Raw genomic sequence first — 14258 nt, 5'->3', positions numbered from 1 at the left:
GACTCCGGTCGAGAGGATGGTATGGGCGGAGGGGCAACGCCCGCTCAGCCCAAGGAAGCCGCGGCTCAGAGGCGCTTGCCGACCATATGGGCCACATCCACCAGCCGGTGCGCATAGCCCCATTCATTGTCGTACCAGGCGTAGATCTTCACCTGCGTGCCGTTCACAACCATGGTCGACGGCGCGTCCACAATCGCAGAACGCGGATCGTTGGTGTAATCGGTCGAGACCAGCGGGCGTTCCTCATAGCCAAGGATGCCTTTCAGTTCGCCCCCTGCGGCCGCCTTGAAAAGTGCGTTGACCTCTTCGGCGGTGGTCTCCCGTTCCACCTCGAACACACAGTCGGTCAGCGAGGCGTTCAGCAGCGGCACCCGCACCGCATGGCCGTTCAAACGTCCCTTGAGCTCGGGATAAATAAGCGTGATGGCCGTGGCCGACCCGGTGGTTGTGGGGATCAGCGAATTCAGCGCGGACCGCGCGCGGCGCAGATCCTTGGCGGGCCGGTCCACGATGGTTTGGGTGTTGGTCACGTCATGGATCGTGGTGATCGACCCGTGTTTGATGCCCATCGCCTCGTGAATGACCTTGACCACCGGGGCCAAACAGTTGGTGGTGCAGGAGGCCGCCGTGACAATATCATGCGTGTCGGCATCATAGATACCGTCATTCACACCCATGACGATATTCGCCGCCCCTCCGTCCTTGACCGGGGCAGAGACAACCACCTTTTTCACGCCGCGCTCAAAATAGGGCGCGATACGCTCGGCCGTCTTGCAATAACCCGTGCAGTCCACCACCACGTCCACACCCTCTAGCGGCAGATCGTCTAGGTTGCGCGTCCCGAACACCGGAATGCGGGTGCCATTGACGCTCAGACTATCACTGTCGGCGCTGAACGTGGCATCCCAACGGCCATGGACCGTATCGAATTCAAGCAAATGCGCGTGCATCGCCGGATCGCCGACGGCATCGTTGAGAAAGGCGATGGTGTCGCCTGCCTCCAGCATCGGTCTCACGATCAGTTTGCCGATACGGCCCAGCCCATTGATGGCGTAAGTGGTCATACCGTATCTTTCGTTTTGGCGATGTCATCGATCCGGGCTTGCAGGCTTTCCCGGTCCAAGGTTCCAATCGGCAGCGCCGTGAACGACGCGATCCGGTTGCGCAGGGCACCATAGACGTCTTGGAACGCCAACAGCTTTTCCGCCTCGGTGCCGGTCGCCTTGACCGGATCGGGCTGGCCCCAATGCCCTGTCATTGGCTGACCCGGCCACGGCGGGCATTCCTCATTTGCGGCGCGGTCACAAACGGTAAAGACAAAGTCCAACTTGACCGCATCCTCTCCCTGAAACTCGGTCACGTTCTTGGACCGCAGACCAGAGATATCGTGCCCCTTGTCGGCCAGAACCTTCAGCGCAATCGGGTTCATGTCACTTTTGGGATTGGTGCCCGCCGAAAAGGCCTGAAACCGATCTCCGGCCAGTTCCCGCAACAGCGTTTCGGCAAAGATCGACCGGGCAGAGTTGCCGGTACAGATGAACAGGACGTTGTATTTGCGATCCGTCATGGGAGACTCCGTAAGGACGTGAGACAGGCAGATTTCTGGACGCCCCCGGCAGCAGTCCGCGCCGAGGTATGAGATCAGACGCCCCGCACCGCCAACATCAGCACAGTACAGCAGCGAGGTGCCGTTGCGGGTCTGCGTTACCAGCCCCGCATTGCGAAGATGTGACAATCCCGCTGACAGAGTGGATGGGGCCATGCTCAACACATCGGCGATCTCACCCGCCGGAACGGCATCGGGATAGCGCCGCATCAACAACCGAAACACGGCCAGACGGCCGGAGTGTGACAGGGCGGCAAGGGCAGTCAGCGATTCTTTTTCCATATTTCCGGAAATACGGAAATAATTCCAAACGCTCAATCCCTATTTCCAGAAATTCGGAAATACTGCGGCAAGACTGCGCCGAACCTGTTATCTGTTCTTGCCATCTGTTTACCGAAACATGTTAGGAGAGCCGCCAACTGGCCATGTAACGCATACCGGAGGAATCCCTTGTCCCGACGCGCCCCCTTTGCCCGCTGGCTGGATGACACCAACGACGTAACCCAGACCTTTTTGTCCGCTGGGCAAATTCCCGGTCTGGTGAACCTCGCTGGGGGCCTGCCGGACCCATCGACATGGCCCGCACCGGAGTTGGCGGATTTCGCAGGCCGCGCGGTCGCGGATCACACGCAGGACGCACTGGGATATTCCCCGATCGACGGACTGCCCGATCTGCGCGACCGCATTGCCGCCGATTATAGCCGGAGCGATCTGCGACTGACGCGGGACAACGTGCTGATCACCACCGGCGGGATGCAGGGGCTGGAGTTGCTGGGCAAGGTGCTGCTGAACAGCGGTGACACCATCGCGGCGCAATCACCGGCCTATCTGGGCGCTATCGACGCTTGGAAACCGCGCACCCCGCAGTACCGCGCCATGGTGCTGGAACAAAACGGATTTGATCCGCACGGCTCTATGACGGGCGCGCAATTCGCCTATACCGTGCCCAATTTCTCCAATCCCTCGGGGCGTCTGGTACCAGTGGATCAGCGCCGCGCGCTGGTTGCGGCGGCGCAGGCCACCGGTTGCTGGCTGGCGGAGGATGACCCCTACGGCCACCTGTATTATGACGCTGCCCCCCTGCCCCGGATGCTGGACCTCTCCGCCACCGGTGCGCCGGTCTACGACGGTCAGGTCATCTACCTTGGCACGTTTTCCAAGATGCTGGCACCGGGCCTGCGCGTCGGCTGGGTCATTGCCGCACCAGCGGTGATCACCGCCACGACCACCGCCAAACAGGGGTCGGACATGTTCACCAGCGGATTGTGCCAGCGGATTGCGCTGCAAGCGATGGAACAAGGCGTGCCGGACCGCATCCTGCCCGGCATCCTTGATCTGTACCGCGCGCGGCGCGATGCGCTGTGCGCCGCTATGGCGACGGACCTGTCCGACCTGTTCACATGGGAGGTGCCCACAGGCGGCATGTTCGTCTGGGCAGTCGCCCGCGATCCGTCACTGGACACCGACCGGCTGATGAAAACCGGCCTGGACCATGGCGTCTGCGTCTCTCCCTCCAGCGTGTTTGACCCTCTGGGGCGTGACCGTCGGGCGATCCGGGTGAACTTTACCCTCAATCCGCCAGAGGTGCTGGCCGAGGGCGTGCGCCGCCTTGCCGACGCAACCCGGATGGAACTGACCCGCGCCGCCTGAGGCCGAAGGCCGGTAAGGACAAGACCCCGCGCCGGAACGCAGGGTCTTGCCGGGCTATTCAGGCACGATCACATGGCCAGCGACGGCAGCCACAGGACGATGCTTGGAAACGCCACCAGCAGCGCGATGGTGATCCCGTCGGCGACAAAGAACGGCGTCACCCCCCGGAATACATCCTGCACCGACAGCTCTGGCCGCACTCCCGCCACGACAAAGCAGTTCAAGCCGATGGGCGGGGTGATCAGGCAGAACTCTGCCATCTTGACCACCAAAATACCGAACCACACCGCACACATCGGCCCTGACATGCCAAATGTCGCGTCTTCGGCACTGACGAACAAACCGCCGTTTAGCGCCATGACCGCCGGATAGACCACCGGCAGCGTCAGCAACAACATCCCGATGGCATCCATGAACATCCCCAGCACCGCATAGGCCAAGAGGATGCAGACAAGGATCAACATCGGCGAATAGGGCAGCCCGGTGATCCAGTCGGAAAACGCCGAGGGCAGATCTGCAAACCCCAGAAACCGCACATAGATCAGCACGCCCCAGATGATGGTAAAGATCATGACCGACAGTTTCGCCGTCTCGATCAGTGCGTCCTTCAGCTCTTTCAGGCGCATGCCCCGCCAAAGCGCCATCAGGAAAACGATGAAGGCCCCGATGGCCCCGCCCTCTGTCGGGGTGCCCCAACTGTCGCCGCCAAACGGGTTGTAGACAAAGAAGATGATGATCACGACCACCGCCACGATGGGCAGCGCGGGCGGCAAGCTTTCAAACCTTTGCCGCCATGTGAACCCGCCCACCGGCGGGCCGAACCCTTTGATCGTCAGCGCCAGCCCGATGATCAGGATCGCGTAGATCAGCGCCGAAAAGACGCCGGGAATGAACCCTGCCAGCAACAGCATGCCCACGTCTTGCTCGACGATGATCGCATAGATCACAAGTATCGCCGAAGGAGGGATCAGGGAGGCCAGCGTGCCGCCTGCCGCCACAACCCCTGCCGCGAACCGCTTGTCATAGCCGACCTTCAGCATCTCGGGGATGGCGATGCGGGCAAAGACCGCCGCCGTCGCCACCGATGCGCCGGACACGGCGGCAAAGCCTGCGGTGGCAAAGACCGTCGACACCGCCAGCCCGCCGGGCACCCATGCGATCCAGCGTTTCGCCGCCTCGAACAGCGCGCGGGTCAGCCCGGCGTAATAGGCCAGATAGCCAATCAGGATGAAGGTCGGGATCAGCGACAGCGCCTGCGACGATACCTTACCATGCGGCACCTGCCCCGCCGTCTTGACCGCCACCGTCAGCGCCCAGCCAAAATCGGCGGGGTCGTAGCCCTTTTTCGACCAGAAGATCCAGATCAGACCGACCAGACCGGAAAAGGCGGCGGCAAAGGCCACCCGCATCCCAAGGACGACCATGACCAACAGGCCGCCGGTCACCCAGAGACCAATTTCAATGGATGTCATGTGTCGTGCCCCTGTACCTGATCGGCCTCGGCCAGTGCCTGTTCCGCCGCCGACATGACCAGCGGCACCGCCACCGGTTCACTCAGGCCAAAGATGATGGCGCGGCCATAGCCCCACAGTTGCAGCACCAGCCGCAGGCAGATCACCGAAAACGCCACCGGCACCACCAGTTTCGCGGGCCAGATCGGCAAGCCGATGTCGATGGAACTGTCCCGGCTCCAGTTCGGCTTGGAAAAGTCAAAGCTGCGGTCGAAATGCGCCCATGTGCCCCAGACCAGCAGCACCATCAGCAGCAGGACAAGAAACGTCGTGATGAACTCTGCCGCCCACAGCGCGCGCCCCTTGAGCGCGCCCACGACAATGTCCATCCGGATGTGCCCGCCCGCGCGCTGGACATAGGAAATACCGAAAATGGCGATGAACGGCATCGCCGTCTCGATCCAGTCGACATAGCCGCGCAGCGGTTCGTTGAAAAGATTGCGCCCGGTGACGGACACCACTGCAAGGCACATCAGCGCAAAGGCCCCAAGGCCAGAGATGAGGGCCATGCCCCACTCTACCCGTGCCAGCACCCGGTCGAGCCTGGAAAGCAGGCTGCCATCCTCAAGGACGGAGGCATGTCCGGCCATCAGTTTTCTCCGGTCTTGTAAAAGGGAAAAGCCCGCCCCGGCCCTGCGCCGGGGCCTCTTGTCCTATTTGACACGAGGCCCCGGCACAAAAGGCCGGGGCGGGATCGCACGACCTCAGTTGGAGGCGCGCGCCTTTTCCAGTGTCGAGAAGACGAGGTCATAGAGTTCCTGCGCCGGCAGGCCCTGCGCATTCATGTCCGCAAGCCATGCGTCATGGATCGGTTTGCCCGCCACTTCGCGGAACTTGGCCAGTTCCTCATCCGACAGCATGACCTTGGTCACGCCTTTCTCTTCCAACACCTCATCCCAGCGCTTCAGCAACTCGCCGTAATTCTCAAGGTAATAGGCAATCGCCTCATCAACGGACTCGTCCAGAGCAGCGCGCTGATCGTCAGGCAGTGACTCGTAGGCGTCGATGTTGACCACAACCGGGCAGTTCACCGTGCCGGGGTTCAGGTTCGCGGTCCACCAGTCCGCCTGATTGATGGTGCCAAACGACAGGTGCGCGTGCTGGGCAAAGGCCACGGTGTCGACAACACCGGACTGCATCGCCTGATAGGCCTCGGATGAGGTCACGCTGGTCGGCACGCCGCCCACTGCGGTAAACGCCTTGCCCAGACCGCCCGTGGCCCGCACGCGCATCCCATCGAATTCGGCCAGTTCGTCACGCGGTTCGCCAGTGCCGACAATGTTGTATTGCGGCATGGGCGAGGTCATCAGCATCCGCGCGTTCCACTGCGCCATTTCCTCGGCCACCGCCGGGTGCGCATAGACCGCGTGGCTGACAGCCACCTCTTCTTCCAGCGTGGACACACCGATAAACGGCAGTTCCAGCACGGTGATCGCGCGGTTCTTGTCGGCGTGGTATCCGGCGCAGAACTGCGCCATCTCAAAGGCGCCGATGGAAATACCGTCAAGGTTCTCTGTGTTCTTGGACAGACCGCCGTAAGAGATGTTCATGGTGAACTCGCCGCCGGTCTTTTCCGACACAAGGTCAGCGATCTTGTGGATGTGCTCGGTAAAGGCGCGACGTGACCCCCAGACGGATACGTTCCATTCGGTAGCGGCGGCCTCGGTTACAAACGTCGCGGCCACGACGCTCAGCATCAATTTTGCAGTAGTGCTGGACATGTCGTCCTCCCCATTTTTCGACAGCGGTATGTTCCGCCTCGGGCGGGAGGTTAGCCGAATGAACCCATACCGCAAGGCTTTTGCCGCACCTTGGGGATTCGCAAGGGCGAGCGCTAACACTTCGCATACCATGGCATACCGCATCGTTTTGTCACACCCGAGACCCAGGCCACTCGCCCCCACCGGGTGCTAGCCAAGCCCTTTTCACCTGCCTGCGACGAGGTGTCATTGCACCGTTGTAAACAAAGGGTTTAGCGAGGGTTGGGCAAACTTGTTTACGATTTTCAAGCCTTCTGTGAAAATATTTTACACCTAAATCCTTCATTTCTAATAGTTTATTTCATTATTTTCCGATTTCGATATATTCCAACTTATACCCGATGACGCTACGGAATGGCGCGTCATCGGATCACTTCGGAGAGGGAGCTCCTGCCATGACCGACCAGACAAAACCTGTAACCGGCAATCCCGTTTACCCGCCATCGGCGGATCTGACGGCCAAGGCCCACGTCGACGCGGCGCGCTATGACGCGATGTATGCGGCCTCGATCAGCGACCCTGAGGGGTTCTGGGCCGAACAGGCGCAGCGGCTGGATTGGATGAAGGCCCCGACTGAGATCAAGAACGTCGACTTCACCCTTGGCCAGGTCGGGATTGAGTGGTTCCGCGATGGCACCCTGAACGTCGCCGCCAACTGCATCGACCGCCATCTGGAAACGCGCGGCAACCAGACCGCCATCATATTTGAGCCCGACGACCCCAACGAACAGGCCCAGTCGATCACCTACAACGATCTGCACCGCCGCGTCTGCCGCATGGCCAACGTGTTGGAAACGCTGGGCGTTCGCAAAGGCGACCGGGTCATCATCTATCTCCCGATGATCCCCGAGGCCGCCTATGCCATGCTCGCCTGCGCGCGCATCGGCGCGATCCACTCGATTGTTTTTGCCGGTTTCTCGCCTGACGCGCTCTCCGCCCGCATCAACGGCTGCGACGCCAAAGTTGTGATCACAGCGGATGAGGCCCCCCGCGGCGGCCGCAAGACGCCGCTGAAAACCAATGCCGACAAGGCGCTCTTGCACTGCAAGGACGACGTCAAATGCCTTGTGGTCAAGCGCACCGGCGGCCAGACCACATGGGTCGATGGCCGCGACTTTGACTATAACGAAATGGCGCTGGAGGCGTCAGATTACAGCCAACCCGCTGAAATCAATGCCGAAGATCCGCTGTTCATCCTCTACACATCCGGCTCGACCGGGCAGCCAAAGGGCGTCGTGCACTCCACCGGCGGCTATCTCCTGTATGCCGCGCTGACCCATGAGGTGGTGTTCGACGTGCATGACGGCGATGTCTACTGGTGCACCGCCGACGTCGGCTGGGTCACCGGGCACAGCTATATCGTCTACGGTCCGCTGGCCAATGGCGCCACCACCGTGATGTTCGAGGGCGTGCCGACCTACCCCGACGCCAGCCGCTTCTGGCAGGTTTGCGAAAAACATAAAGTGACGCAGTTCTACACCGCGCCGACCGCGATCCGCGCGTTGATGGGACAAGGCACGGAATTTGTTGAAAAATGTGACCTCAGTTCTTTGCGTATCCTTGGCACCGTCGGTGAGCCGATCAACCCAGAGGCGTGGAACTGGTACAACGACGTGGTCGGCGGCGGCCGCTGCCCGATCGTTGACACCTGGTGGCAGACCGAGACCGGCGGCCACCTGCTGACCCCCCTGCCGGGCGCCCATGCAACCAAACCGGGCGCCGCGATGAAGCCGTTCTTCGGCATCGAACCGGTGGTGCTGGACCCGCAATCGGGTGTGGAAATCGACGCCTCGCCGACCGAAGGCGTTCTGGCGATCAAGGCCAGCTGGCCCGGCCAGATGCGCACCGTCTGGGGCGATCACGCGCGGTTTGAGAAGACGTATTTCTCTGATTACAAAGGCTATTACTTCTCCGGTGACGGTTGCCGCCGCGATGCGGATGGCGATTACTGGATCACCGGCCGGGTGGACGACGTGATCAACGTGTCCGGCCACCGCATGGGCACGGCCGAGGTGGAATCGGCGCTGGTGGCACATGAAAAGGTCGCCGAGGCGGCGGTCGTGGGTTACCCGCACGAGATCAAGGGCCAGGGCATCTACTGCTACGTCACCCTGATGAACGGCGTCGAGCCGACGGATGATCTGCGCAAGGAGTTGCGCACCTGGGTCCGCACCGAAATCGGCCCCATCGCCAGCCCGGACCTGATCCAGTGGGCCCCCGGCCTGCCGAAAACCCGCTCCGGCAAGATCATGCGCCGCATCCTGCGCAAAATCGCCGAAAACGACTACGGCGCCCTCGGCGACACATCAACTCTCGCTGACCCAACCGTCGTAGATGACCTCATCGAAAACAGAATGAATAAGGCGTGAGGGACATGATGGACGGAACCAAAACAACCGCCGCCGCCCCCGTGCTGATCCTGCTTGGCCCCCCCGGGGCCGGCAAAGGAACCCAAGCACGGATGCTCGAAGAGACATTCGGGTTTGTGCAACTGTCGACCGGGGATCTGCTGCGCGCCGCTGTGGCCGCAGGCACCGACGCGGGCAAGCAGGCCAAGGCGGTGATGGAGGCGGGTGAGCTTGTCTCTGACGATATCGTCATTGCCACCCTGCGTGACCGTTTGGCCGAACCGGACTGCGCCAAGGGCGTCATCCTTGACGGGTTCCCGCGCACAACGGCCCAGGCCGAGGCGCTGGACGAACTGCTGGCCGCAAACGGCCAAAAGATCGACGCCGCCGTCAGCCTAGAGGTCGACGACGCCGCCATGGTAACGCGGATTTCCGGCCGTTACACCTGCGCCGAGTGCGGCGAAGGCTATCACGATAGCTTTAAGCAGCCAAAGGCCGCCGGCACCTGTGACAAGTGCGGTGGCACAGAGTTCAAGCGCCGCGCCGACGACAACGCCGAGACCGTGGCCTCGCGGCTGGAGGCCTATCACGCCCAGACCGCGCCGCTGATCGAACACTACGCCCGTCAGGGCGCGCTGATCGGCATCAATGCAATGGGCGACATCGACGATATCGCGGGCAAGCTGTCCGCGATCGTAAAGACCGCGACCGCCTGAGCGGCGCCAAACGAATTGCCCGCCGCGTTCGCCGCGCGGCGGGTTCCCTGGAGGAAAGAGGAGGAACCGCATCATGGCGGACCACACATCACAGGCCGAACAGGCAAAGTCCGATGCGGGCTACTGGAAGGCAAACGTACGCATCATCGTCATCAGTCTCATCATCTGGGCGCTGGTGTCTTTCGGCTTTGGCATCCTGCTGCGCCCGATGATCTCGGGCATTGCCGTTGGCGGCACCGATCTGGGCTTTTGGTTTGCCCAGCAAGGGTCGATCATCGTCTTCTTGGCGCTGATCTTCTTCTACGCGTGGCGGATGAACAAGCTCGACCGTGAATACGGCGTCGAGGAGGAGTAAGACGTTATGGATCAGTTTACCATCAACCTGCTGTTTGTCGGCGCGAGTTTCGCGCTCTACATCGGCATCGCGATCTGGGCCCGTGCGGGCTCCACTTCGGAATTCTATGCTGCGGGCCGCGGCGTTCACCCGGTTACCAACGGCATGGCCACGGCGGCGGACTGGATGTCGGCGGCCTCATTCATCGGTATGGCCGGTCTCATCGCCTTCACGGGCTATGATAACTCGACCTTCCTGATGGGTTGGACCGGCGGCTATGTGCTGCTGGCGCTACTGCTTGCGCCCTACCTGCGCAAGTTCGGCAAATACACCGTGTCGGAATTCATCGGCGACCGTTTCTATTCGCCGACTGCACGCGTCGTGGCCGTCATCGCGCTGCTGGTTGCCTCGCTCACCTATGTGATCGGGCAGATGACCGGCGTCGGCGTGGCCTTTGGCCGCTTCCTTGAGGTCTCCAACACAACCGGTCTTCTGATCGGGGCCTGCGTGGTGTTTGCCTACGCGGTGTTCGGCGGCATGAAGGGCGTGACCTATACGCAGGTCGCACAATACGTCGTGCTGATCATGGCCTACACCATTCCGGCCGTGTTCATCTCGCTGCAACTGACCGGCAACCCGATCCCGGCCTTGGGCCTGTTTGGCGATCACGTCGCAAGCGGTGAGCCGCTGCTGGCCAAGCTGGACTCCATCGTCGCCGAACTGGGCTTTAACGAGTACACGACCCACCATTCCGACACGCTCAACATGGTGCTGTTCACCCTGTCGCTGATGATCGGTACGGCGGGTCTGCCCCACGTCATCATGCGCTTTTTCACCGTGCCGCGCGTGGCCGATGCACGCTGGTCCGCGGGCTGGGCGCTTGTTTTCATCGCGTTGCTGTACCTGACCGCACCGGCTGTGGGTGCCATGGCACGCCTGAACATCACCGACCTGATGTGGCCCAATGGTGCTGCGGGAGAGCCTGTCTCTGTCGAAATGATCGAAGCCAATCCAGAATATGACTGGATGGCGACATGGCAGAAAACCGGCCTCCTGGGCTGGGAAGACAAGAATGGTGACGGCAAGATCGTCTACTTCAACGATGCCGATGCCGACACGGTTGCCAAGATGGAAGCCGCCGGTTGGGGTGACGCAAACGAACTGACCAAGTTCGACCGTGACATCCTTGTGCTGGCCAACCCCGAAATCGCCAACCTGCCCAGCTGGGTCATCGGTCTGGTCGCGGCTGGCGGTCTTGCCGCTGCCCTGTCAACCGCTGCGGGCCTGCTGCTGGCGATCTCCTCTGCCGTCTCCCACGACCTGATCAAGGGCTCTATCAACCCCGCGATCTCGGAAAAGGGTGAACTGCTGTCCGCACGGATCGCCATGGCGGTTGCCATCGCGGTGGCAACCTATCTGGGCCTCAACCCTCCGGGCTTTGCGGCGCAAACGGTGGCCTTGGCCTTTGGTCTTGCCGCTGCGTCGATCTTCCCGGCGCTGATGATGGGCATCTTTACCAAGGTGAACAACAAAGGCGCGGTTGCGGGCATGGTCACCGGCCTGCTGGTGACGCTGGTCTACATCTTCCTGCACAAGGGTTGGTTGTTCATCCCGGACACCAACAGCTTTACCGATGCGGACCCGCTACTGGGCACGATCCAGTCGACCTCCTTCGGGGCTGTCGGAGCCATGATCAACTTTGCGGTGGCCTTCATCGTGTCCAAGATGACCCAGCCGATCCCGCAAGAGATCGAAGAGCTGGTGGAATCGGTCCGCGTCCCGCGCGGTGCCGGTGCCGCAGCGGCCGACCACTAAAAACGCCCTGTCCCGGCCCCTGCGCCGGGACAGGGACCGCGGGGCAATCCCGCCCCCACTAAACACAGTCCCGTCCGGCCCCTGCCGGGCGGGACACCCCACTTCCTGCGCAAGGATGATCCATGCCCATCGACCGCGCCGACCTTCGCCGTTTTCTGTCCGCACTCCACCCCTATGACGCGCTTGATCCGCAAGTGCTGGAGGATCTGCTGCCCGCTTTCCAGCAGCAGACGATGGAGACCAATCAGGACATCTATACGCTGGGCCAACCGCTGGACGGGCTCTACCTGATCCACAAAGGCACCGTCGAAGTCCGCGACCAGAACGGCGCGCAGATTTCGCAACTTGGCCCCCGCAACAGCTTTGGCGAACGCGGCCTCATGCGCGACGGCTTGGCGGCAACCTCTGCCCGCACGCGCGAAGAAAGCCGCCTGCTGGTGCTGCCCCCCGCCGAATTCCGCCACTTGATCGAAACGCAGCCCGCTGCGAAAAAGTTCTTTGACCGCCAGCGCGCGCCCAAACCCAAACGCGCCGATCTGTCCACCAGCCGGGTCGAAACCCTGATGGCCCCCGCCCCGCTGACCTGCCCGCCGCACACGCCGGTGCGCGACGCGGCACAGCTCATGCATTCGCGCCACATCTCATCGGTCTGCATCACCGAGGGCAAGGTGCTGCGCGGCATCGCCACCATCCGCGACATCTCGGGCAAGGTGGTCGGTGGCGGCCTGCCCTATGACACGCCGCTGTCAGAGATCATGACCGCCGATCCGCTGACCTTGCCGCCCTCGGCCATCGGGTCGGATGTGCTGCACATGATGATGGAACGCCGCATCGGTCACGTCCCCGTCGTCGACGGCGGCAATCTGGTGGGGATGGTCACCCAGACCGATCTCACCCGCTTTCAGGCCATGACTTCGGCCGAACTGGTTTCCGAACTGGCCCATGCCCGCACGCCACAGGATATGGCCCGTGTCACCACCCGCATTCCGCAACTGCTGGTCCAACTAGTGGCAGGCGGCAACCGGCATGAGGTTGTGACCCGCCTGATCACCGACATCGCCGACACCGCCACCCGCCGCCTGCTGGCGCTGGCCGAGGCGGAACTGGGCGCGCCCCCGGTGCCTTACCTCTGGGCGGCCTGCGGCAGTCAGGGCCGGCAAGAGCAGACCGGCGTCTCGGATCAGGACAACGTGCTATTCCTCCACGACGATTTCACCGAGGACATGCGCCCCTACTTCGAAGGGCTGGCAAAAATCGTCACCGACGGGCTGAACACCTGCGGCTATGTATATTGCCCCGGCGATATGATGGCCTCGAACCCGCGCTGGTGCCAACCGCTGCGCGTCTGGCGCGGTTATTTCGACAGTTGGATCAACAAACCCGTCCCCGAGGCGCAGATGCTGGCCTCAGTCATGTTCGACCTGCGCCCCATTGGCGGCACGGCAACCCTGTTCGAAAACCTTCAGGAACAGACCTTGGCAAAGGCGGCCAAGAATTCGATCTTCGTGGCGCATATGATTTCGAACTCACTCAAACACACACCTCCGCTGGGCCTGCTGCGCGGCTTTGCCACGATCCGCTCGGGTGAGCACAAAAACCAGCTGGACCTGAAACACAACGGCGTCGTGCCGGTCGTCGATCTGGGCCGAGTCTATGCGCTGCAAGGATCGCTGGCACAGGTCAACACCCGCGCCCGGCTAGAGACCGCAATGGGGGCGAGTGTGCTCAGTCAATCCGGCGGGCAGGATCTGCTGGATGCCTATGATCTGATCGCCGAAACCCGGCTGGAACATCAGGCCCGCCAGATCAAGGCAGGCAATGCGCCGGACAACTATCTGGCCCCCGCCGATCTGTCGGATTTTGAGCGGAGCCATTTGCGAAACGCCTTTGTCGTGGTCAAGTCACTGCAATCGGCTGTAGGTCACGGCAAGGGGATGCTTGGCTAGGTCGGCAAGACGGACGGAAAGCGGGGCAAACGGGGCATAACCCGGCCCCGAGGAGGAGAAGAAAGATGTTTCTGGAACTGATCGCCGTCTTTGTGGCCGGGTTTGTCGGCGCGGGTCTGATGATGGCGCTGTCGGCACTGACCGGCCGTCGTCTGCCGCGCTGGATCGTGCCGGTTGGCGCGGGGGCCGCCATGCTGATCGCCGGGATCGCCACGGAATACAGCTGGTATGGCCGCACCGCACAAAGCGCCCGCGACAAGGGACTGAGCATTGCGCAAACGGTCGAAAACAGCGCCCTGTGGCGGCCTTGGACCTACATCTATCCGCTGACTGATCGCTTTGTCGCGGTCGACACCGCCAGCCCGCTCAAAAACACCGAGACAGAGGGGCTGTACCTGGTGAAGCTCTATTTCTACGGGCGCTGGCGGTCGAACCAGATCGTGCAGGTCATGGTGGATTGTGCGGGCTATCGCCGCGCCGACCCGGTGCTGGGCGATGGCTCGCCGCCGCTGTGGCGCGACGTCGGCCCCGACGATCCGGTCGTCAGGACCGTCTGCGCCGAGGTATGACCC

The 14258-nt window shown here is 62.2% G+C and carries 12 protein-coding genes; 7 read left to right on the top strand and 5 right to left on the bottom strand.

The window, feature by feature from the left end; all coding sequences use genetic code 11:
* Positions 1-65 precede the first annotated feature (65 nt).
* Both ANTHELSMS3_RS12430 and ANTHELSMS3_RS12425 read right to left on the bottom strand, forming a co-directional pair.
* Positions 66-1064: an ArsJ-associated glyceraldehyde-3-phosphate dehydrogenase gene (locus tag ANTHELSMS3_RS12430; protein WP_094035138.1), complete on the bottom strand. Its 999-nt coding sequence runs from the start codon at positions 1062-1064 to the stop codon at positions 66-68.
* On the bottom strand, positions 1061-1888 hold the full coding sequence (locus tag ANTHELSMS3_RS12425) for an arsenate reductase/protein-tyrosine-phosphatase family protein (protein ID WP_094035137.1): 828 nt from the start codon (positions 1886-1888) through the stop codon (positions 1061-1063). The genes ANTHELSMS3_RS12430 and ANTHELSMS3_RS12425 overlap by 4 nt, the downstream gene beginning before the upstream one ends.
* Before the next feature lie 168 nt (positions 1889-2056).
* On the opposite strand from ANTHELSMS3_RS12425, the gene ANTHELSMS3_RS12420 reads away from it, so the two are divergent.
* Positions 2057-3256 carry a PLP-dependent aminotransferase family protein gene (locus ANTHELSMS3_RS12420; protein WP_094035136.1) on the top strand — a complete coding sequence of 400 codons (1200 nt, stop codon included), beginning with the start codon at positions 2057-2059 and terminating at the stop codon, positions 3254-3256.
* Between the two features lie 68 nt (positions 3257-3324).
* Here the strand turns inward: ANTHELSMS3_RS12420 and ANTHELSMS3_RS12415 are convergent, their stop codons facing one another.
* From ANTHELSMS3_RS12415 to ANTHELSMS3_RS12405, 3 genes are all read right to left on the bottom strand, one after another.
* The gene (locus ANTHELSMS3_RS12415; RefSeq protein WP_094035135.1) at positions 3325-4728 is read right to left on the bottom strand and encodes a TRAP transporter large permease; all 1404 of its coding nucleotides are present in this window, start codon (positions 4726-4728) and stop codon (positions 3325-3327) included.
* Positions 4725-5357 (bottom strand): TRAP transporter small permease subunit, encoded by a 633-nt coding sequence (locus ANTHELSMS3_RS12410; RefSeq protein WP_094035134.1) that lies wholly within the window; start codon positions 5355-5357, stop codon positions 4725-4727. The genes ANTHELSMS3_RS12415 and ANTHELSMS3_RS12410 overlap by 4 nt, the downstream gene beginning before the upstream one ends.
* Before the next feature lie 114 nt (positions 5358-5471).
* Positions 5472-6488 (bottom strand): C4-dicarboxylate TRAP transporter substrate-binding protein, encoded by a 1017-nt coding sequence (locus ANTHELSMS3_RS12405; protein ID WP_094035133.1) that lies wholly within the window; start codon positions 6486-6488, stop codon positions 5472-5474.
* Positions 6489-6922: 434 nt separating this feature from the next.
* On the opposite strand from ANTHELSMS3_RS12405, the gene acs reads away from it, so the two are divergent.
* The 6 genes from acs to ANTHELSMS3_RS12375 all read left to right on the top strand — a co-directional run bounded on the left by acs (position 6923) and on the right by ANTHELSMS3_RS12375 (position 14255).
* The gene (gene acs, locus ANTHELSMS3_RS12400; protein WP_094035132.1) at positions 6923-8896 is read left to right on the top strand and encodes an acetate--CoA ligase; all 1974 of its coding nucleotides are present in this window, start codon (positions 6923-6925) and stop codon (positions 8894-8896) included.
* A gap of 8 nt (positions 8897-8904) precedes the next feature.
* On the top strand, positions 8905-9591 hold the full coding sequence (locus ANTHELSMS3_RS12395) for an adenylate kinase (protein ID WP_094037095.1): 687 nt from the start codon (positions 8905-8907) through the stop codon (positions 9589-9591).
* A gap of 73 nt (positions 9592-9664) precedes the next feature.
* The gene (locus tag ANTHELSMS3_RS12390) at positions 9665-9946 is read left to right on the top strand and encodes a DUF4212 domain-containing protein (protein WP_089279344.1); all 282 of its coding nucleotides are present in this window, start codon (positions 9665-9667) and stop codon (positions 9944-9946) included.
* Between the two features lie 6 nt (positions 9947-9952).
* Positions 9953-11740 (top strand): sodium:solute symporter family protein, encoded by a 1788-nt coding sequence (locus ANTHELSMS3_RS12385; RefSeq protein WP_094035131.1) that lies wholly within the window; start codon positions 9953-9955, stop codon positions 11738-11740.
* A 122-nt stretch (positions 11741-11862) separates the two neighbouring features.
* Positions 11863-13686: a DUF294 nucleotidyltransferase-like domain-containing protein gene (locus ANTHELSMS3_RS12380; RefSeq protein WP_094035130.1), complete on the top strand. Its 1824-nt coding sequence runs from the start codon at positions 11863-11865 to the stop codon at positions 13684-13686.
* A gap of 65 nt (positions 13687-13751) precedes the next feature.
* Positions 13752-14255 carry a hypothetical protein gene (locus ANTHELSMS3_RS12375; RefSeq protein WP_094035129.1) on the top strand — a complete coding sequence of 168 codons (504 nt, stop codon included), beginning with the start codon at positions 13752-13754 and terminating at the stop codon, positions 14253-14255.
* Positions 14256-14258 lie beyond the last annotated feature (3 nt).

Origin of the sequence: Antarctobacter heliothermus, from assembly GCF_002237555.1 — a bacterium.
GTDB classification, from domain to species: domain Bacteria; phylum Pseudomonadota; class Alphaproteobacteria; order Rhodobacterales; family Rhodobacteraceae; genus Antarctobacter; species Antarctobacter heliothermus_B.
This window is presented reverse-complemented; position numbering and strand designations above follow the sequence as displayed.

Coding starts and splice junctions, on each gene's coding strand:
- ANTHELSMS3_RS12425 (WP_094035137.1), bottom strand. CDS start 1,888: ATGGAAAAAGAATCGCTGACTGCCCTTGCCGCCCTGTCACACTCCGGC.
- acs (WP_094035132.1), top strand. CDS start 6,923: ATGACCGACCAGACAAAACCTGTAACCGGCAATCCCGTTTACCCGCCA.
- ANTHELSMS3_RS12385 (WP_094035131.1), top strand. CDS start 9,953: ATGGATCAGTTTACCATCAACCTGCTGTTTGTCGGCGCGAGTTTCGCG.
- ANTHELSMS3_RS12390 (WP_089279344.1), top strand. CDS start 9,665: ATGGCGGACCACACATCACAGGCCGAACAGGCAAAGTCCGATGCGGGC.
- ANTHELSMS3_RS12380 (WP_094035130.1), top strand. CDS start 11,863: ATGCCCATCGACCGCGCCGACCTTCGCCGTTTTCTGTCCGCACTCCAC.
- ANTHELSMS3_RS12415 (WP_094035135.1), bottom strand. CDS start 4,728: ATGACATCCATTGAAATTGGTCTCTGGGTGACCGGCGGCCTGTTGGTC.
- ANTHELSMS3_RS12430 (WP_094035138.1), bottom strand. CDS start 1,064: ATGACCACTTACGCCATCAATGGGCTGGGCCGTATCGGCAAACTGATC.
- ANTHELSMS3_RS12410 (WP_094035134.1), bottom strand. CDS start 5,357: ATGGCCGGACATGCCTCCGTCCTTGAGGATGGCAGCCTGCTTTCCAGG.
- ANTHELSMS3_RS12395 (WP_094037095.1), top strand. CDS start 8,905: ATGGACGGAACCAAAACAACCGCCGCCGCCCCCGTGCTGATCCTGCTT.
- ANTHELSMS3_RS12375 (WP_094035129.1), top strand. CDS start 13,752: ATGTTTCTGGAACTGATCGCCGTCTTTGTGGCCGGGTTTGTCGGCGCG.
- ANTHELSMS3_RS12405 (WP_094035133.1), bottom strand. CDS start 6,488: ATGTCCAGCACTACTGCAAAATTGATGCTGAGCGTCGTGGCCGCGACG.